Genomic DNA, 19,217 nt, shown 5'->3' with positions numbered 1-19,217 from the left:
CTGTGTGTCGCGGTGTTCCGAGTCATCTCGCCCCCGCCCGGTTCATGGTCTCGACGAGGGGCGTGAACACCCCCACCATGCCACCCGTCTCGTCCGGGGGCGACGCGGGCACGAGCGGCGAGGCGACGCGCAGCAGCACCATCTGCTGCTCCTGCTTCTCCTCGTCCTTCTTCTTCGTGTCCTCATCGGCGGGGTCCGCGTCCGGATCGTCGGTCTCCTCGGGCTCCGGCTCGGGGGCGGGCGTCGGCGCGGGCGTCGGGCTCGTGCGCGGCTCGGAGACCGCAAGACCCTTCGCCGGCAGGCCGACCTCGACGTCCTCGGCGACGAGGGTCACCGATCCGGTCGCGTAGTCGCCGTTCTGGGCGACGTGGAAGGAGAACTGGTCGACCTGCGCCTTCTCGAACGGCGTGTAGGTCGCCGTGCCGGCGGCGTCGCACACGACGGTGCCGTGGATCGCCGAGCCGCACAGGATCTGCGCGTCGTCGGGCCCCGCGGGGAAGTGGACGAGGCCGGGCAGGTCGAACGTGCTCGCCTCGGCCGCGAGGGGCCGCTGCACGTGCTGCGGGACCGGGGCGTCCTCGTCGAGGCGCGAGACCGGCACGGTGATGACCGTGGGCGACGACCAGCCTCCGTACATGTCGCCCGCGCGGATGGTGATCTCGAGCGGCCCCTCGAACCCGGCGCGGGGCCGGACGACGAGGTGCGTCTCGGTCGGCAGCACGGTGGCGGCGCCCACCGGGGCGAACGACGTCACCTCCAGGCCGCTGCCGGCCGAGCACGCGGTGCACGTGATGCCGAGGTCGCTGATCGGGATCAGCAGCGTGCCGCCGGCCGGGGCGGGATGCGGGTAGGTCATCTCGGCGAGCTCGGGCACCGCCGGCGGCTCCAGGGAGAGCACGTAGTCGATCGTGGTGCTGGTGCGCCCATTGGTCATCTTCACCGGGACGATGACCTCGCCGAAGTCGGGGTCGTAGCCGGGCGACTTCACGGTGAACCCGGTGGAGGGATCGCAGGCGATGACCAGCGCGCCGCCGGCCTTCGCGATGGCCCCGCAGTCCTGGAACGTCCAGCCGTCCGCGGGCTTCACGACCTTCTCCTCGGTATAGGGCACGGCGATCGCGTTGGGCCCGGTGTAGGCGACGGCGGCCTGCGCGGCCGCCAGCCCGGCGGCGGCGAGCACCACGGCGGCAACGACGGCGAGGGCGAGGACGCGCGTCGCGACGACCCGTGCCCCCATGCCAGCCTCCTCGTGCGGCCCGCACCCCCGGGGCCGCCGGTGTCCATGCTAGGCGGAGCGGCCGGCCGGCCCCGGGTGGACCCCTGCCCGCCCGCCGGAATGCGTCGCCCGCCCGTTCCGTGCAGAATCGGGGGGAGGCGTCGCACGCTCGGAGCGCCGCGGAGACCAGGGGGATCGGATGTCGGACTCGCGACGCGCGCGCCGGAGCGCCTCGGCACCGGTGGCGCCGGCCCCGCAGCCCGCGCCCGTGGTCGCCCCCGGGCAGGGCGCGACGACGCTGCTGGGCGCCGAGCCCGGCCAGACCGCCCTGCGCTCCCCCGCACCGAAGCCGCCGCTCGGCCGCGGCGGCTCGCCGCTGCCCGTGCTCACCGCCCGGCAGCAGAAGGCCCGGGGATGGTGGACGCACCCCGCCTTCATCGTGTCGGCGATCCTGACCTTCCTGTCGCTGGCGGGAATGGCCGCGTGGATGATCGTCGCGGCCCTGACCGCGACCGATGTCGTTGTGACGGGGCTCACGGTCACCGTCGCCGAGGACGTCGCGCACCTCGACTGGGACGGCCCCGACGCGGCCTACAGCCTCTACGCGATCGGCGGCGACGGCGAGATCGTCGATCTGTCGGCCAACGTCCGCGGGGGCACCGACGCGTGGCTGCCGAGCGCGGCCGGCTTCTGGGACGCCGACACGTGCTTCGTCGTGCGCGAGGCGGGCCTGGAGGCCGACGTCACGCTGAACGCCGGCGACCTCGCGTCGCAGGGCGGGCAGAGCACCTGCATCGCGGACGCCGCCGCCGGATGATGCGCCGCCTCGCCGCCGTCACGGGGATCGTCGCCCTGACGCTCGCGCTCGGGTCGTGCACGTCGCGCAGCTCCGGCCCCGACCAGGAGCCGCCGACGACCCCGGCGGCCGACCCCTCGCAGTGGGGCCCGGATTCGCGCGGCAACGGCCTCTGGCTGCTGACGGGGCCACCCGTGATCGACGAGATCGTCGAGGCCGTCCGCGAGGCCGGGCCGGTGACCTATCGCGGCTCGTTCACCGAGATGGTCACCCCCGAGGACGCCGACACCGAGCCGTACACGGGCCGCACGCTGAAGGTGGAGTACCGGGGCGAGTACGGCGCGATGGCCGCCGGCATCACGGCGGGCGACATGCACGTCGACCTCGTGATGGCCGACGGCCGGGTGTACGCGCGCGGCAACGCGGCCTACGCCGAGCGCACGGGGGTCGCCGAGTTCCGCACCGGGTTCGTGTGCACGACCTCGGCCGACGCGATCCTGTCGGAGTGGGAGCCGCTGCTGGATCCGGCCGCCCTGGTCGAGGCGCTGCTCAGCGGCGCCGAGGAGATCGGTGTGGCCGAGCCCGCGCCGGATGCCTCGACGACCGAGGTCGTGATCGGCGGCAGCGAGACGCCCTTCGGGCGGCTCACGATCGCCGCGGCAGGTGCGCCGCTGCCGGCGCACTTCGTCGCCGGTGACGCCTCGGGCGACGGCGACTTCACCTTCGCCGACTGGGGCGTGGCGCCCGAGATCACCGTGCCGACGGAGCTGTCCCAGCCCTGCGAGTGAGGCTCGCGCCGGACGCGCTCAGTGCGCGGAGGGCTTCTTCGCCCGCTCGGCGTCCTTCTTCACCAGGACGGGCTGGTCGACCGTGCCGCCCTGGGTGGCCGGGTCGACGACGAGCAGCAGGATCGAGACGATCAGCAGCACCGCGATGAACGAGACGCCCGCGACGATGCCGCCGACGGTCCACGCCCGCAGGATCGCCTCGCCGGGGATGGCCTGGAAGGCGCCCATCGACATGGCGGTGATGAGACCGCCGAACAGGGCGGCGCCGAAGGCGATGGCGAGCAGCTGCGCGGGGCGCATCAGGTCGCGGCGGGTGGGCTTGTCGGTCACGAGCGATCCTCCTGCGCGGCGGCGAGCGCCCCGTCTTCCGCGTCGCCTGCGGCGACGTCCTTCTGCTCCGGGGAGAAGCCGGCGATGGCGAGGTACACGGCCACGATCGCCGCGTAGCCGCCGAAGATGCCGACTCCGATGGTGATGCCGGTGAGCGTGAAGCGGCCGGCCTCCTCGATGACGTACTCGAGCGAGTAGCCCACGGGCACCAGCAGCAGCGCCAGGCCCAGGACGATCGTGAGCGCCCCGACGAAGATCGCGTCACGCGACAGGCCACGGCCGAGCCGCTCGCGCAGGCGAAGGCCCTGCAGCAGCTCGATGAGGCCCGCCAGCAGCGCGAACACGATCACCAGCACGAAGAAGCTGGCGTCGGTGCGCAGCAGCGGGAGGCTGCCGATCATGCCGATGACGATGTACGGGGCCGAGAGCAGGACCCAGGATCCGCGCTCGCCCGGGCGCGCGACGAGCCATGCGGCGAGCGCGAAGACCAGGCCGGTGGCGATGCCGAAGCCGCCGAACGCGGCGAGCCCGACCTCCGCGGAGTGATCCGGGGAGAACGTGATCATCAGCGCTGCGACCGCCGCGAACAGCGCACGCGCGAGCTGCACGTGGCGCGCGGTCACACGCGCGGGCGCGACGGGGGTGGGCATGACACCCAGTCTAGGCGGGGCAGTCTGAGCGCCCGCCTAGGTGCCCGGCATCGGCGCCGGCACCGACCCGGGGCGCCCCAGGGGCGGTCACGTTAACCCCTGTGTCGCCGAACCGGCAATCGATGACGTAACCGAATAGCGTGATGCGGTGACTTCGCACGAGATCCGCCCTTCCCGCACGACCTGGGACGGCTTCGGCTTCGAGACCCGCCAGGTGCACGTCGGCGACACCGACGAGCACGGCTACAACGCCCGGGTCGCGCCGATCTACCTGACCGCGGGGTACCGCTTCGACTCGCTGCAGAACGGCTGGGACCGCTTCACGGGCGAGGACGCGGGCCAGATCTACTCGCGCAACCTGAACCCGACGCACCTGGTCGCCGAGCAGCGCATCGCGTCGCTCGAGGGCGGCACCGGCGCGATCCTGGTCGGATCGGGTCAGGCGGCGATCGTCACCACGCTGCTCGGCCTCGCGGGCTCGGGCGACCACATCGTCTCGACCGCCACCATCTACGGCGGCACGCAGTCGATCTTCGCCCGCACCTTCCCGCGGCTGGGCGTGGAGACCAGCTACGTCTGGGACTGGACGGACGAGGCCGAGTGGGAGGCAGCGATCCGCCCCGAGACGAAGATCCTCTTCACCGAGACGATCCCGAACCCGCGCAACGACATCGTCGACATCGCCGCCGTCGCCCGGGTGGCCGCGCGGCACGGCCTGCCGCTCGTCGTCGACAACACGGTGGCCTCGCCCTACCTCACGCGGCCCTTCGAGGACGGCGCCAACATCGTCATCCACTCGTCGACGAAGTTCCTCTCGGGCCACGGGGCCGGCCTCTCGGGCGCGATCGTGGACGGCGGCAACTTCGACTGGGCGGGCGCCTCCCGCAGCTACCCCGGCATCACCGAGCCCGCGGTGCCGGGTGGTGCGTCCATCCTCGACAAGGCCGGCGACCGGGCGCTCGAGGTCTACCTGCGCACGACGATCGTGAACGATATGGGCCCCGCGCTCTCGCCCCTGAACTCGTTCCTGCTGCAGCAGGGCATCGAGACCCTGTCGCTGCGTATGGATCGCCACGTCGACAGCACGCACACCATCGCCCACTGGCTCGCCGAGCAGCCCGAGGTCGCCCGCGTCGACTACGCCGGCCTCGCGGGAAGTCCGCAGTACGAGCTCGCCCAGCGCGTGTACAAGGGCAAGCCGGGGTCGGTGTTCGCGGTCTCGCTGGCGGGCGGGCTCCCCGCCGCCGAGGTGTTCTACGACTCGCTGCGCCTGATCAGCCGCATGACCCACATCGGCGACACGCGCTCGATGATCCTGCACCCCGCCACCACCACGCACGTGGGCTTCACCCCCGAGCACCGCGCGCGCCTCGGCGTCGACGACGGCCTGCTGCGGCTCTCGATCGGCCTCGAGACCGCCGACGACCTCATCGCCGACCTCCGCCAGGCCCTCGACGCGGTCAGGGACGCCGGGCTCTGACCCCTTCCCCGCGCGTCGCCGCGCACCGCGGGGCACCGGCCGCCCAGAGGGAGAACCGCGCCCGGGTGTTCACCACAAGCACCCGGACGCGGTTCGGTGTTCTCGCCTCGCCGCCACAAAGGAGTGAAGTGAGCAGCGGCCAGGCGAGAGTCTCAGCCGGTGACCTCGAAGGTCACCGGAAGCAGATCCTGCTCTCGTGAGGAGGGGCCGATCCGCAGCTCGAAGGATCCGGGCTCCACGACCCGGTCGCCACGGGCGTCGACGATCGTGCAGGCCGAGGCCGGCAGCTCGATGTCGACCACGCGCGTCTCGCCCGGCGCGAGCGGCACCTGGATCCAGTGCTTGAGCTCCTTGTCGGCCCAGCTCACCGACGTGACCGTGTCGCTGACATACACCTGCACGGTCTCGAGCGTCGGGCGCGATCCGGTGTTGGACACCGTGACCTGGGCGCGGATGGTGTCGCCCGCGGTGACGACGGGCGTTGAGACCCGCGCGTCGGCGTACTCCACGGTCGTGTACGACAGCCCCTCGCCGAAGACCCACGCGGGGCTCTGCGTGAGGTCGGCGTACCGGTCGCCGTGCTGCCCGCGGATCTGGTTGTAGTACGTCGGCTGCTGGCCGACGTGCCGCGCGAACGAGAGCGGAAGGCGGCCGGTGGGCTCGATGTCGCCCCGCAGCAGCTCGGCGATGGCCCGGCCGCCCTGCATGCCGGGGTTGGCGACCCACAGGATCGCCTCCGCGCCCATCGCGGACGGCGGCAGCACCAGCGGCTTCGAGGCGAGCAGCACCACGACCAGGGGCGTGCCGGTCGCCGCGAGCGCGTCGAGCAGCGCCTTCTGCCCCCCGATGAGCTCGAGGGTCGCGGTCGAGCGGGCCTCGCCGACCAGCTCGATCCGGTCGCCCACAACGGCCACGACGACGTCGGCCGCGCGGGCGGCGGCCACGGCCTCGGCGATCATCGCCTCGTCGGGCTCGACGGGCTCGACCACGAGCGGGCGGGGCTGGCCGTCCGGGAACACGGGCCCCGACGGATCCGGCACGAGGGTGAGGATGTCGGCGCCGCGGGCGTACGACACCTCCAGGCCCGGCTGCGCGCGCAGCCCGTCCAGGACGGTCGTGATCATGTCGCGCGGCTGGCCGTCGGGCAGCCAGCCGGCCTGGCCCGAGTTGCCCGCCCAGTCGCCGAGCTGGGTCTGCGCGTCGTCGGCGAGGGGGCCGACGACGGCCACCCTGGTCGCCTCGGCGGGCAGCGGCAGCAGCCCGTCGTTGCGCAGCAGCACCAGCGACCGCCGGGCGATCTCGAGGTTCAGCGCGGCGTGCTCGGGGGCCCCGAGCACCGCGGCCATACGCGAGGCATCGGGGTGGCGGGGCTGCTCGAACAGGCCGAGCTCGAACTTCAGCGTGAGGATCCGCCCGACCGCGTCGTCCAGATCCGATTCGGCGAGCATCCCCCGCGAGATCGCCTCGAGGGCCCCCTCGAAGAAGGTCGGCGTCGTCATGACCATGTCGTTGCCGGCCTTCACGGCCGCCGCGGCCGCGTGCGCGATGTCGGGCTGCACCTGCTGCTCCCACACCATGCGCCCGACGTTGTCCCAGTCGGTTATGAGGGTGCCCGTGTAGCCCCACTCGCCCCGCAGCACGTCGCTGAGCAGCCACTCGTTGATCGTGATGGGCACGCCGTCGGTGGTCTGGTAGCCGAGCATGAAGGTGCGGCAGCCCTCGCGGGCCACGCGCTCGAACGGCGGCAGGAACCACGAGCGGAGCTTGCGGCGCGAGATGTCGGCCTCGCTCGCGTCGCGCCCGCCCTGCGTCTCGGAGTACCCGGCGAAGTGCTTGGCGGTGGCCAGGATCGCGGTCGGATCGGTCAGGCCCGTGCCCTGGTAGCCGCGCACCATCGCGCTGGCGAGCTCGCCGATGACGTGCGGATCCTCGCCGAACGTCTCGTTCACGCGCCCCCAGCGCAGGTCGCGGGTGATGCAGAGCACCGGCGAGAACGTCCAGTGCACCCCGGTCGCGGCGACCTCGACGGCCGTGGCGCGGGCCGCCCGCTCGACGAGGCCGGCGTCCCACGTGGCCGCCATGCCGAGCTGAGTGGGGAAGATCGTCGCGCCCTCGCAGAACGAGTGGCCGTGGATGCAGTCCTCCCCCACCACGAGCGGGATCCGCAGCCGGGTCCGGGCGGTGAGCGCGTGCGCGCGCTCGAGCCGCTCGGGCGAGGTGTGCAGGATCGACCCGACGTGGCGGCGCAGGACGTGGTCGTCGATGTCGTCGCGCGCGTCGAGCTGGAGCATCTGCCCCACCTTCTCCTCGACGGTCATCCGGCCCAGCAGATCGGTGACGCGATCCCTGACCGGCGCCGACGGATCGAGGTAGACGGCGGTGTCGACCGCGCTCACGAGGCGCCCTCCGAGGGAGTTCGCACGGCGGTGACGGCCTGCGTGATGCTGAGCCCGCGCTTCTTCATGGCGCGGGCGCGCTCGCCCGCCGAGCGCAGGCGCGGGTTGACGTACTCGTCGATGCCGAAGTTCACCAGCGACAGCGCGACGCCCAGGATCGCGATGCACAGGCCCGCGGGCACGTACCACCACCAGTAGTTCGGGAACGCGCCGTTCGACTGCGCCCAGAACAGGATCGTGCCCCAGTTGAGGTTCGAGATGGGGATCACGCCGATGAAGGCGAGGGTCGTGAGGCCCAGGACCGCCGCGGTGACCGTGCCGACGAAGCTCGAGGCGATGATGGCGAGCAGGTTGGGCAGCATCTCGACGAAGATCAGGCGCGGCAGCGACTCGCCGTTGGCGCGCGCCGCCTGGATGAAGTCGCGGTTGCGCAGCGACATGGTCTGGGCCCGCAGCACGCGCGCACCCCAGGCCCATCCGGTCACGGCGAGGGTCAGAGCGATCACCCACAGCGGCGGATCCTCGAACTGCGACGCCACGATGATGATCAGCGGCAGACCCGGGATCACCAGGAACACGTTGGTGAGGGCCGACAGCGACTCGCTCTTCCAGCCGCGGGTGTAGCCGGCGATGACGCCGACGATGACGGCGATGAAGGTGCCCATGATCCCGGCGAGGAAGCCGACGACCAGCACACCCCGGGTGCCGAACACGATCTGGCTGAAGATGTCCTCGCCCATGTGCGTGGTGCCCAGCAGGTGCGCCGGCGAGGGCCCCTGGCGCAGCGCCTGGTAGTCCTTGTCGAGCGGGCCGAACGGCGCGATCAGGTCGCCGAAGACGGCGACCAGCACGAAGACGCCGATGATGATGAGGCCCGCGAGCGACTTCGGATTGCGGAACATCGCGAACGACGCCGCGAGCTGCCCCCAGAAGCTCTTGCGACGCGGGGGCTCGGCCATCGCGGTGCGGACGGTCGCGGTCTCGGGCACGCCGATCCCGGTGGCGGGCATGTCGGCTGCGGCGGTATCGGTCATCTCAGGCCTCCGACTGACGGGTGCGCGGGTCGAGGATCGCGTGTGCGATGTCCGCGAGGATGTTCGCGCACAGCACGGCGAGGGTGATGATCAGGAACAGGCCCTGCATCAGCGGGTAGTCCTTCGCGCTGGTCGCATCGAGCAGCATCTTGCCGACGCCCGGGTACGAGAAGACCATCTCCATAACGATCGTCCCGCTCACGATGAAGCCGATCGACAGGGCGAAGCTCGACAGCTGCGGCAGCACCGCGTTGCGCGCGGCGTAGCGCCACAGCACCCGGCGGGTGGGCATGCCCTTCGCCTGCGCGACGGTGATGTAGTCCTCGTCGAGCACGGTCAGCATCATGTTGCGCATGCCGAGGATCCATCCGCCGAGCGAGGCGATCAGGATCGTGATGAGCGGCAGCGCGCCGTGCGCCACGACCTGACCGATGAAGTCGAGCGACCACTCGGGGGCGGATCCCTTGTCGTAGGCGTGCGAGGCGGGGAACCAGCCCAGCGTGCTCGCGAACACGGCGATCGCGATCAGGCCGAGCCAGAAGTACGGCACGGTCGAGAAGAACGTGGTGATCGGCACGATGATGTCGGCGCGGCTGCCGCGGTTCCACCCGATGACGGCGCCCGTGACGGTGCCGATGAGGAAGGAGAGCACGGTCGCGAGCCCGACGAGACCGAGGGTCCAGGGCAGCGCGGTGGCGATGACGTCGCCGACCGGCGAGAGGCCGTTCGAGAACGAGGCGCCGAGGTCACCGCGCAGCAGCAGGCCCCAGTAGTCGAGGTACTGCTGCCAGAGCGACTTGTCCTTGTCGAGGCCGAACAGGGCGCGGATGGCGGCCTCGGCCTCGGGCGAGATCTGGCCGCGGTACTTCGCCATGTAGGCGGTGACCGGGTCGCCCTTCATCATCCGGGGGACGAGGAAGTTGATGGTGATGGCCGCCCAGAGGGTGAACAGGTAGAACACCGCGCGGTTGAGGATGAAGCGGAAGGGGATGTTCACGCGGCGCCTCCGTTCGCGGTGCGGACGTCGGGGATGCCGGGTGCCGAGGCGAAGTGCTTCTCGGGGTCGGGCGAGGCCGCGCGCAGGGCCCGCGTGTACTCGTGGCGGGGGGTGAGGATCACGTCGTCCGCTGCCCCCTGCTCGACCACGCGGCCGTGGTGGAGCACCATGATCTCGTCCGAGAAGTGGCGCGCCGTCGCGAGGTCGTGGGTGATGTAGAGCACCCCGAGGCCCTCGTCGCGCTGCAGCTCGGCGAGCAGGTTCAGCACGCCGACGCGGATCGAGACGTCGAGCATCGAGACGGGCTCGTCGGCGACGAGCAGCTTCGGGCGCGACGCCAGGGCGCGGGCGATCGCGACGCGCTGACGCTGCCCGCCGGACAGCTCGTGCGGGCGGCGGTCGATCACGGCGTCGGCGTCGAGGCGCACCCGCTCGAGGAGGCGACGCACCTCGGCATCGGTCTCGGCGGCCGGCACAACGTCGTCCAGGCGCAGCGGGCGCTCGAGGTGGTACCGGATCGAGTGGTACGGGTTCAGCGAGGCGAACGGGTCCTGGAACACCATGCGCAGCTGCTGGCGATACGCGCGCAGGCCGCGGCCCCGGGTGGGGATCGGCTTGCCGTCGAGCAGCACCTGGCCCGACGTGGGCGTCTCGAGCTGGGTGAGGATCTTCGCGATCGTCGACTTGCCGGATCCGGACTGTCCGACCAGGGCGATCGTCTGACGCTCGCGCAGGATGAACGAGACGTCGTCGAGGGCGAGGATCGGCTGCGCGCCGCGCACGCGGTAGCGCTTGGTGACGTTGCGGAACTCGAGGGCGGTCATCGCGCGAGCACCCCCTTGGCGCCGGTGAGGCGCGGGAACGAGCTGAGCAGCTTCTTGGTGTAGTCGTGCCGCGGGCGCTCCCAGATGTCGCGGCTCGTCCCGAGCTCGACGATCTCGCCCTCGCGCATGATCGCGATCCGGTCGCTGATCTCGAGCAGCAGCGGCAGGTCGTGGGTGATGAAGATGACCGAGAAGCCGAACTCGTGGCGCAGCTCGGAGATCTGCTGCAGGATGTCGCGCTGCACGAGCACGTCGAGCGCGGTGGTCGGCTCGTCCATCACCATCAGCTGCGGGCGCAACGCGAGGGCCATGGCGATCATCACGCGCTGGCGCATGCCGCCGGAGAGCTCGTGCGGGTACGAGCGGTAGCGGTCGCGGCCGACCTTGACGATCTCGAGCAGCTCCTCGCACTCGCGGCGCCGCTCGGCGCGCCCCATGTCGGGGCGGTGCACGAGGAAGACGTCGTCGAGCTGGGCGCCGATCGTGGCGACGGGGTTGAGGGCGTTCATCGCGCCCTGGAAGACCATCGAGATCTTGTCCCAGCGGAACCGCTGCATCTCGTCGGCGTCGAGCGTGTTGACGTCGATGTCGGCGCCTTTCGCGTCATGGAAGACGACGTCGCCGCCGGTGATGACGGCGGGGGCGCGCAGCAGGCGCTGCACGCCGTACGCGAGGGTGGTCTTTCCGCATCCGCTCTCGCCGGCCAGGCCGAGGATCTCGCCGCGCTGCAGCTCGAGGGACACGTTCTTCACCGCCTTGACCGGCGGGGTCACGTCGTACTCGACCGAGAAGTCGCGCACCGTGAGCAGGGGGTCTGGCATCGGGTTCGCTTTCGCAAGGGCGCGGGGGTGCAGCGCGTGCGTCATCGCACGCGCACCGCGGGTCAGTGGGGTCTGAGGGTGGCGGGGCCCCGGCATGCGCCGGGGCCCCGCCGGCCGATCGCTCGGCTCTGCGCGCGCTGCTACTCGGCGGGCTCGAGGTTCATCAGCACCTGGACCGCCGCGACCTGCAGCGGGTCGCCGGGTGCGTACGGGTCCTCGTCGCTCGGCCAGCCCACGTAGTTGCGGGTGTTGAACTCGGCCAGGATCGGGTGGGTGCCCACGGGGATGACAGGGACGTCCTCGACGAAGATCTTCTGCACGCCCTCGATGGCGGCCGTGCGCTCCTCGTCGCTCGCGGCGTTCGCGTAGGTGTTCAGCAGCTCGGTCGCCTCGGGGCTGTCGTAGCGGCCGAAGTTGTAGTCGACCTGGTCGCCGGCGAGCAGCCAGCGGCCGTCCATGGTGTCGGAGTACAGGTCGTACGGCGTCGTCCCCGAGTCGGTCCAGTGCATGATCGCGTCGAAGTCGCCGGTGCGCTTCGCGTTCCACCACGTGTCGACGTCGGGGGTGTCGACCTTCGCGTCGGCGCCGAGGGTCTTCTTGACCTGGTCGGCGATGAGGCTGATGCCGGTGACGTAGTCGTTCCAGCCCTGCGGGACCTCGAGCGTGAACTCGACGGGCTCGCCGTCGGGGTCCATGAGAGCCTCGCCCTCCCACGTGTAGCCGGCGTCCTCGAGGAGCTTCTTGGCGCCCTCGACGTCGATCTCGAACTCCTCGCCCTGGTACTCGGGGGCGATGTACTTCTCGCCCACCGGCGTCGGCAGACCGGTGATGCTGGTCAGCTGCGATCCGGCGTTCTCACGCGCGATCGTGGTGTGCGCCTCGCGGTCGATGACCATGTTGACGGCCTTGCGGAAGGCGACGTCGTCGAACGGCTTCTCCTGCGTGTTGAGGAACAGCACGTCGGGGGCCATGACGTTGGCGGGCCAGAAGATGTTCGCCTCGTCCTTCGAGAGGTACTGGCCCTCGATGTCCGAGATGAACGCCTGGGCCCAGTCGGCCTCGCCGCTGGCGAGGGCCGTGGTGAGCGCCGTGTTGTCGTTGTACGAGACGTAGTAGAGCGTCGGCACGGCCGGCGTGCCGCCCCAGTAGTCGTCGCGGGCGGTCACGGTGACCGACTGCGAGCTGAACTTGTCGAGCACGTAGGGACCGGTGCCGACCGGGTTCTCGTTGGTGAAGGTGGTCGGGTCCTCGACGTCCTTCCAGATGTGCTCGGGCACCATCTGGATGTTGAGCACCTGGGCCTGCTTGACGAACTTCGACTCCGCGAAGGTCAGCACGACGTCGTCGCCGTCCTTCTTGATGTCGGAGAGCTGGATGTTGCCGGTGTCGAAGGCCGGCGTGCTCTTGATGAGGTTGAAGGTGAAGAGGATGTCGTCGGCCGTGAAGTCCTCGCCGTCGTTCCACTTCACACCGGCGCGGGGGGTCACCGTGAGCTGCGTGTAGTCGTCGTTCCACTCGACCTTCTCGGCGAGCCAGGGGGTGGTCTCGTTGTCGCCGGTCGGGTTGACGATCGCGAGGGGTTCGAAGATGACGTTCTTGTAGCCGAGCTTGTTGGCCGACGAGTCGCCGGACCAGGGGTTGTTCGACTCGGTCGTGATCGCGCCGTCGGGCTTCGCGATCGTGAGCGCCGCGCCCGCCTCGGGCTTGCTGTCGCTCGGCTTCTCCGCGGTGTCGCCACCGCCGCCCGCGCACCCGGTGAGGGCGAGCGCGGTGACGAGGCCGAGGCCTGCCGCGAAGATCAGGGGCTTGCGTGCCATCGCTTCTCCTTTGAAGGGACGTTCTGCGTGATTGCAGGGTGCCCCCGGGTCGTTCCGGGAGCGGTTTCAAGAAACTTACCTGCGAGTAAGTAAGTTGTAAAGGAAGAATAGGCGGCGGCATCCCTCCGAGAGGAAACTGTGATCATGGTGAGCAGACAGCAGGCCCGGCCGCGGCCGGAGACCCTCCGGCGGCGCGCCGAGATCCTCCAGGCGGCGATGGAGGTGTTCGGCGCGAAGGGCTTCGCCAACGGCACCCTGCACGAGATCGCCGAGCAGGTGGACATGACCCACGCCGGGGTGCTGCACCACTTCGGCTCGAAGACCCAGCTGCTGGTCGAGGTGCTCAGCTATCGCGACCAGAGCGATGTCGCCGACCTCACCGAGCAGCACATCCCCGGCGGCATGGAGCTGTTCCGGCACCTCGTGCGCACGGCCTTCGTCAACGCGCGACGCGCGGGCCTGGTGCAGGCCTACGCCGTGCTCTCGGGCGAGGCCGTCACCGACGAGCACCCCGCGCGCTCGTACTTCCAGGAGCGCTATCGCACCCTGCGCCACGAGGTCGTCACCGCGTTCGGCATCGCCTGCGCCGAGAAGGGCGTCACCGCCCCCGAGACCGTGGCGGACGCCTCGGCCGCGATCCTCGCCGTCATGGACGGCCTCCAGGTGCAGTGGCTGCTCGACCCGGACGAGGTCGACCTCGCCCGCGCGAGCGAGTTCGCGATCGAGGCGATCGTCTCGGCCGTGCTGGACCCGCGCCCGAGCCCGCTGTGAGATGTCACGGCGTTTCCCTGCGTGACGCGGGGTTTCGCCGATTGACGTCACACGGCCCGCACTCATTCCGACGGGCGTAGCGTCGAAGGCATGAGCGAGAACATCCTGCACCACGGCATCGACCCCTACGACGACGCGTACTCGCGCCACGTGGGCGAGATCGTCTCGGTGCAGCCCGAGCTCGACGCCGACGCGTTCAAGTCGCTGTTCCGCGGCCACCCCGGCGGCGTCGCCGTCATCACCGCGCAGGGCGAGAACGGCCCGGTCGCGCTGACGGCCACCTCGGTGGCGTCGGTGAGCGTCGACCCGGCGATCCTGATCTTCTCGATCTCGTCGATCTCGTCGTCGGCGCCGACGATCCTCGCCGCCGACACGATCGTTGTGCACCTGCTCGACGCGCAGGACCTGGATCTGGCCAAGCTCGCCTCGACGAGCGGCATCGATCGCTTCGCCGACACCTCGATCTGGACGCGTCTGGCCACCGGAGAGCCCCTCTTCCCGGGCGTGCGCGCCTGGGCCCGCTGCGCGGTCGTGAGCCGCCTGGAAGCCGGAGGCTCGACCGTCATCGCCGCCCACGCCCTGCAGGGCCAGACCAACCGCGATCCGGGCCTCGAGCCCGGCCCGCTGGTCTACCACAACCGCACCTGGCACCGCCTCAGCGAGGGCTCGCGGATCGACTAGTCCGCCCGGGCCGTCAGCGCCCGAGGAAGGCGCGGATCGTGCCCTCGAAGCGATCGAACCGCTCGGCGAGCAGCTCGCCGGGCGTCGTCTCGGCGTCGGGCAGCGCGGCCAGCGCCTCGATCCGAGCGGCGTCGACGTTCGCGGCGTCCGCGTCGGCGAGCAGGATCCGGCCGGGGGCCAGTGCCTGCAGGGTCGCCAGCGCGCCGTGGATCTTGCCGTAGCTGTTGTCCGCCGCGATCACGGGCCGCCCCGCGAGGAGGCCGAGGATCGCGCCGTGCAGGCGGTCGGTGACCACGACCCGCGCGGTGTGGAGGGTGTCGATCAGCGCGTACAGGGCGTGAGCCGCGGTGTCGAGGTCGGTCAGCGCGGCCGGGCGCATGATCGTGTCCGCCTCGACGGCCGGGCGCCCGCCAGCGAGCGCACGCAGCCGCGCCATGGCGGACCCCGCGGCCTTCTCGGCGTCGTCGCGCTCGACGAACGCGACCACGTCCTGCGACGGGCGGAAGGCGAACGGGTACGCGTGCTGCAGCACGATGTCCTCGGTGCGGGTGACCACGACCCCGTCGCCCGCGAACCGATCGCGCGCGACCTCGAGGGAGCGATCGTCGCGGGTGGCCAGCAGCAGCCGGGGGTGCGCGCGGTAGACGCGGGCGCTCTCGCGCAGGGCGGCGTCGTCGGCGAACCGGATCGACTGCGGGAACGAGACGATGGCGTTCTCCGGGAACGCGCGCACGATCGCGAGGCGCGCGGCCTCCTCGTGCGGCCACAGGTCGCCCAGGTTGCCGCCTCCTGGCAGCACGAGCACGTCGTGCGGCCGGATCGATGCGACCACCAGGGCCCAGTGCGCGGCGAGCGCCTGCCGGTCGATGACGATCACCCGGTACGGGAACCGCGCGGCCAGGAACGATCGGGTCGCCAGCGTGATGGCGTGGTCGCCGAGGTTGGCCCAGCCGTGAGCGGCGAGGATCACCGCGACCGGGATCGCCGGATCGCGTGTGGTCAGCTCGTGCACGGCGTCCGTCGAGGTCATGGGGTCGAGCCTACGAGCCCCTACGGCCGGGGCGCCGCGGTGGTCTCGCGGACGATCAGCTCGCAGGGCACGACCACGCGCTCGCGCGCGGGGGGCGCGCCGTCGGCGAGGCGCGCGAGCACCAGGCGCACGAGCTCGTGGCCGATCCGCTGGAAGGGCTGGCGCACCGTGGTGAGCGGCGGCGAGGAGAACGCGGCCAGGCCGATGTCGTCGAAGCCGACGACCGAGACGTCCTGCGGCACCCGCAGCCCGCGCTCGTGGAGGGCGCGGATGAGCCCGAAGGCCGACTCGTCGTTGGCGCAGAACACCGCGGTGGCCTCGGCCTGCTCGGCGATGCGGCAGCCCAGCTCGTAGCCGGAGCGCGCCGACCAGTCGCCCGTCCAGGGCGTCGGCGGCTGCACCCCCGCCGAGAGCAGCGTCTGGCGCCACGCGTCGGCGCGGGCGAGCGCCGGCTCGGAGTCGTCGGGGCCCGAGATGTGGTGGATCGCGCGGTGACCGAGATCCAGCAGGTGACGCACCGCGTCGGTGGTGCCCTGCACCTGGTCGGCCACCACACCGGTGTACTGGCCGACGAGCCGCGAGTCCGACACCACGACCGGCATGCCGCGCGGCAGGGTGAGCGCGTCGGGCGTCTCGTGCTCGGCGCGGATCACGATGAGGCCGTCGACGGCCTGCTGCGTGAGCCGGCTGACCGCTGTCTCCCACCCGTGGGCGTCCTCGGTCGAGGTGACATCGACCACGGTGACCGTGTACCCCTCGGCGCGGGCCGCATCGATCACGCCGGACATGGTGAGCGCCTCGCCCGTGCGCTCGAAGCGGTGGGCGAGCAGGCCGATCGTGCGGAACGCGCCGCTGCGCAGCGCGCGGGCCGCGTGGTTGGGCATGTACCCGAGCCGGTCCATCGCCTCGACCACCCGGGCATGGGTGTCGGCGCTCACGCGGGCGCCGCCGTTGGAGACCCGCGAGACCGTCTGGGCGGAGACCCCGGCGAGCCGGGCGACGTCGGCGATGGACGCGGCTCGGCGGCTCGGGGGAAGCGACATGACCGGATGCTATCGTGCCGCGGCCGCGGGCCCGGCGGATTCGATGTTCACGTTGCCATCGGCGGCGTGTTGTGACCCGACCGTGATTCGAAAGCCTTTGACAACACCCGAGGCGGTACGGCATGTTTACGTCAACACACTTCGCGGGAGGGCATCGACGCCGTCCTGTGTGGCAACGAGGACGAGGGAGTTCTGTGATGACGATGCGTGGCAAGCGGTGGATGGCGGTGGCCCTGGCGGCCCCGATCGCGCTGGCGCTCTCGGCGTGCGGCGGAGGCGGCGGAGGCGGCGACGCCCAGCAGGGCGGCGAGGGCGACGGCAAGCTCACCGTCTGGGCCTGGGACCCGGCCTTCAACATCTACGCGATGGACGAGGCGGCCAAGATCTACCAGGCCGACCACCCCGACTTCGAGATCGAGGTCGTCGAGACGTCCTGGGACGACCTGCAGACCAAGCTGACGACGATCGCTCAGGCGCAGCAGACCGACGAGCTGCCCGACATCTTCCTGATGCAGAACAACGCGTTCCAGAAGAACGTCATCAACTACCCCGACCTGTTCAGCGACTTCGGCGACTCCGACGTCGACTTCTCGGAGTTCCCCGAGGCGGTCGTCGAGTACTCGACCGTCGACGACCTCAACTACGGCGTGCCCTTCGACAACGGCACCGCGGTCACGGCGCTGCGCACCGATGTGCTCGAGCAGGCCGGCTACACGGTCGACGACTTCACCGGCATCACGTGGGACGAGTTCCTCACGAAGGGCGAGGACGTCCTCGCCAAGACCGGCAAGCCGCTGCTGTCGGGTCAGGCCGGCTCGTCCGACCTCATCATGATGATGCTGCAGAGCGCCGGCGCCAGCCTGTTCGACGACGAGGGCAACCCCACGATCGTCGACAACGCGGCGCTCGAGAAGAGCATCGAGGTCTACACCGAGCTTGTGAAGTCGGGCGTCTTCGTGGAGGTCAACTCGTGGGACGAGTACATCGCCTCCTTCGTGAACGAGGACGTCGCGGGCACGATCAACGGCGTCTGGATCCTCGGATCGATCCAGACCGCGGCCGACCAGGCCGGCAAGTGGGACATCACCGACCTGCCGAAGCTCGACGGCGTCGACGGCGCGACCAACTTCTCGGCCAACGGCGGATCGTCGTGGGCGATCACCGCGAACGCCGACTACGACCTCGCGGCCGACTTCCTGAACGAGACGTTCGCCGGATCGACCGAGCTGTACGACACGATCCTGCCGAAGTCGGGCGCCCTGGCGAACTGGAGCCCCGCCGGCGAGAGCGACGTCTACGCCGAGCCGCACGAGTTCTTCAGCAACCAGCCCGTCTTCCAGGAGGTGCTGGAGTTCGGCAAGCAGGTGCCCGCCAACAACACGGGCGCGTACTACTACGAGGGCCGCGACTCGGTCAGCGCGGCGCTGACCAAGATCATCAACGGCACGGACATGTCCGCGGCGCTCGACGAGGCGCAGAAGGCCGTCGAGTTCGCGATGCAGTGACCCCCTGAGGGGCGCCGGCCCGCGCGGCCGGCGCCCCTCTTCTCGCCCGCATCCCCCGATCCGCACCGAAGGTGGACTCCTCCGTGACCCTCACCGCCGCCATCGTGGCCCCGCCACGCGCCACCAAGAAGAAGAACGAACCCTGGCGCGCCCGCAGCGCCAGCTCGCGCCGACGCAGCCTCACCGGCTGGGCGTTCCTGCTGCCGGCCGCGCTGCTGATCATCTGGCTGAACTTCTGGCCGATGCTGCAGGCGCTGATCCTGTCGCTGCAGACGGGCCGCGGCACACGCCTGCAGTTCGCCGATCCCCTCTGGGCCAACTACGCCCGGCTGTTCCAGGACGACATCTTCCGTCTCACCCTGATGACCACCGGGATCTACCTGGTGGTGCAGGTGCCGATCATGCTGATCCTGGCGCTGGTGCTGGCCAATCTCCTGAACTCGCCGACGCTGCGCGCGAAGGGGTTCTGGCGCACTGCGATCTTCCTTCCCTGCGCCATCGGCCTCGTGTCGTACTCGCTGGTGTTCCGCACCCTGTTCGCCAACGACGGCCCGGTCAACGACCTCCTGCAGGGCCTCGGGCTGATCGCCGACCCGATCAACTGGCTCGGCCAGCCCGACACCGCCCGGCTGGTGATCATCATCGGCCTGCTGTGGCGCTGGACCGGCTACAACATGGTGTTCCTGCTCGCCGCGCTGCAGAACATCGACCGCTCGACCCTCGAGGCGGCGCGCATCGACGGCGCCAACGCCTGGCAGACCTTCTGGCGCGTGACGGTGCCGCAGCTGAAGCCGATGATCCTGCTCTGCGCGATCATGTCGACCAACGGCACTCTGCAGCTGTTCGACGAGTCGTGGGCGCTCACCCAGGGCGGCCCGGCCTACTCGTCCATGTCGATGGCGCACTACCTGTTCGAGCTGTCCTTCCACAAGAACCCGAACTTCGGCTACGCCGCCGCGGTGTCGTACGCGATCCTGCTGCTGGTCGCCATCCTCGCCGCCATCCAGATGAAGGTCGGTGACAAGCGTGACTAAGGCG

At 70.8% G+C, this 19,217-nt stretch carries 18 protein-coding genes; 7 read left to right on the top strand and 11 right to left on the bottom strand.

Going from position 1 to position 19,217, the window contains the following annotated elements; genetic code table 11:
• Positions 1-22 precede the first annotated feature (22 nt).
• Positions 23-1,237: a hypothetical protein gene (locus tag ACOKGD_RS01255; RefSeq protein WP_342336252.1), complete on the bottom strand. Its 1,215-nt coding sequence runs from the start codon at positions 1,235-1,237 to the stop codon at positions 23-25.
• 178 nt (positions 1,238-1,415) lie between these two features.
• Between ACOKGD_RS01255 and ACOKGD_RS01250 the strand changes: the two genes are divergently transcribed.
• A complete protein-coding gene (locus ACOKGD_RS01250; RefSeq protein ID WP_342336251.1) occupies positions 1,416-2,033 on the top strand; it encodes a hypothetical protein in 618 nt (205 codons plus the stop codon).
• Positions 2,030-2,800, top strand: coding sequence for a hypothetical protein (locus ACOKGD_RS01245; protein ID WP_342336249.1), 771 nt, complete (start codon positions 2,030-2,032; stop codon positions 2,798-2,800). Before ACOKGD_RS01250 ends, ACOKGD_RS01245 begins: the two co-directional genes overlap by 4 nt.
• A gap of 18 nt (positions 2,801-2,818) precedes the next feature.
• Here the strand turns inward: ACOKGD_RS01245 and ACOKGD_RS01240 are convergent, their stop codons facing one another.
• Together ACOKGD_RS01240 and ACOKGD_RS01235 are read right to left on the bottom strand one after the other, a co-directional pair.
• Complete coding sequence (locus tag ACOKGD_RS01240; protein WP_342336247.1) at positions 2,819-3,130, bottom strand: amino acid transporter; 312 nt, start codon at positions 3,128-3,130, stop codon at positions 2,819-2,821.
• Complete coding sequence (locus ACOKGD_RS01235) at positions 3,127-3,780, bottom strand: acyl-CoA synthetase (protein WP_342336246.1); 654 nt, start codon at positions 3,778-3,780, stop codon at positions 3,127-3,129. The genes ACOKGD_RS01240 and ACOKGD_RS01235 overlap by 4 nt, the downstream gene beginning before the upstream one ends.
• Positions 3,781-3,928: 148 nt before the next feature.
• Between ACOKGD_RS01235 and ACOKGD_RS01230 the strand changes: the two genes are divergently transcribed.
• A complete protein-coding gene (locus ACOKGD_RS01230) occupies positions 3,929-5,260 on the top strand; it encodes an O-acetylhomoserine aminocarboxypropyltransferase/cysteine synthase family protein (protein ID WP_342336243.1) in 1,332 nt (443 codons plus the stop codon).
• A gap of 152 nt (positions 5,261-5,412) precedes the next feature.
• Here ACOKGD_RS01230 and ACOKGD_RS01225 read toward each other — a convergent pair whose 3' ends face one another.
• The 6 genes from ACOKGD_RS01225 to ACOKGD_RS01200 all read right to left on the bottom strand — a co-directional run bounded on the left by ACOKGD_RS01225 (position 5,413) and on the right by ACOKGD_RS01200 (position 13,149).
• The gene (locus tag ACOKGD_RS01225; RefSeq protein WP_342336242.1) at positions 5,413-7,656 is read right to left on the bottom strand and encodes a glycoside hydrolase family 3 N-terminal domain-containing protein; all 2,244 of its coding nucleotides are present in this window, start codon (positions 7,654-7,656) and stop codon (positions 5,413-5,415) included.
• Complete coding sequence (locus ACOKGD_RS01220; RefSeq protein WP_342336240.1) at positions 7,653-8,690, bottom strand: ABC transporter permease; 1,038 nt, start codon at positions 8,688-8,690, stop codon at positions 7,653-7,655. The genes ACOKGD_RS01225 and ACOKGD_RS01220 overlap by 4 nt, the downstream gene beginning before the upstream one ends.
• A 1-nt stretch (position 8,691) precedes the next feature.
• Positions 8,692-9,681, bottom strand: a complete 990-nt coding sequence (locus ACOKGD_RS01215) for an ABC transporter permease (RefSeq protein ID WP_421355130.1) — start codon at positions 9,679-9,681, stop codon at positions 8,692-8,694.
• Positions 9,682-9,683: 2 nt separating this feature from the next.
• Complete coding sequence (locus tag ACOKGD_RS01210) at positions 9,684-10,511, bottom strand: ABC transporter ATP-binding protein (protein ID WP_342336238.1); 828 nt, start codon at positions 10,509-10,511, stop codon at positions 9,684-9,686.
• Positions 10,508-11,332, bottom strand: coding sequence for an ABC transporter ATP-binding protein (locus ACOKGD_RS01205; protein ID WP_342336237.1), 825 nt, complete (start codon positions 11,330-11,332; stop codon positions 10,508-10,510). Before ACOKGD_RS01205 ends, ACOKGD_RS01210 begins: the two co-directional genes overlap by 4 nt.
• A gap of 140 nt (positions 11,333-11,472) precedes the next feature.
• Positions 11,473-13,149: an ABC transporter substrate-binding protein gene (locus tag ACOKGD_RS01200; protein ID WP_342336235.1), complete on the bottom strand. Its 1,677-nt coding sequence runs from the start codon at positions 13,147-13,149 to the stop codon at positions 11,473-11,475.
• 144 nt (positions 13,150-13,293) lie between these two features.
• Between ACOKGD_RS01200 and ACOKGD_RS01195 the strand changes: the two genes are divergently transcribed.
• Entirely contained in the window at positions 13,294-13,920 is a 627-nt protein-coding gene (locus ACOKGD_RS01195) for a TetR/AcrR family transcriptional regulator (RefSeq protein WP_421355071.1), read from the top strand.
• Positions 13,921-14,010: 90 nt separating this feature from the next.
• Positions 14,011-14,601: a flavin reductase family protein gene (locus tag ACOKGD_RS01190; RefSeq protein WP_342336233.1), complete on the top strand. Its 591-nt coding sequence runs from the start codon at positions 14,011-14,013 to the stop codon at positions 14,599-14,601.
• 13 nt (positions 14,602-14,614) lie between these two features.
• On the opposite strand, the gene ACOKGD_RS01185 is transcribed toward ACOKGD_RS01190, so the two are convergent.
• Both ACOKGD_RS01185 and ACOKGD_RS01180 read right to left on the bottom strand, forming a co-directional pair.
• Positions 14,615-15,631, bottom strand: a complete 1,017-nt coding sequence (locus ACOKGD_RS01185) for a polysaccharide pyruvyl transferase family protein (protein ID WP_342336232.1) — start codon at positions 15,629-15,631, stop codon at positions 14,615-14,617.
• Positions 15,632-15,651: 20 nt separating this feature from the next.
• The gene (locus ACOKGD_RS01180; RefSeq protein ID WP_342336231.1) at positions 15,652-16,674 is read right to left on the bottom strand and encodes a LacI family DNA-binding transcriptional regulator; all 1,023 of its coding nucleotides are present in this window, start codon (positions 16,672-16,674) and stop codon (positions 15,652-15,654) included.
• A gap of 197 nt (positions 16,675-16,871) precedes the next feature.
• Here ACOKGD_RS01180 and ACOKGD_RS01175 point away from each other — a divergent pair, with 197 nt between their 5' ends.
• Positions 16,872-18,179: an ABC transporter substrate-binding protein gene (locus ACOKGD_RS01175; RefSeq protein ID WP_342336230.1), complete on the top strand. Its 1,308-nt coding sequence runs from the start codon at positions 16,872-16,874 to the stop codon at positions 18,177-18,179.
• Positions 18,180-18,262: 83 nt separating this feature from the next.
• Positions 18,263-19,213 (top strand): carbohydrate ABC transporter permease, encoded by a 951-nt coding sequence (locus ACOKGD_RS01170; protein WP_342336228.1) that lies wholly within the window; start codon positions 18,263-18,265, stop codon positions 19,211-19,213.
• Positions 19,214-19,217: the final 4 nt, after the last annotated feature.

Origin of the sequence: Microbacterium phosphatis (assembly GCF_049177115.1) — a bacterium.
In the GTDB taxonomy this organism is placed as follows: Bacteria; Actinomycetota; Actinomycetes; order Actinomycetales; family Microbacteriaceae; genus Microbacterium; species Microbacterium phosphatis.
The sequence above is the reverse complement of the archived record's forward strand: the minus strand, read 5'-3'. Positions and strand labels throughout refer to the sequence as shown.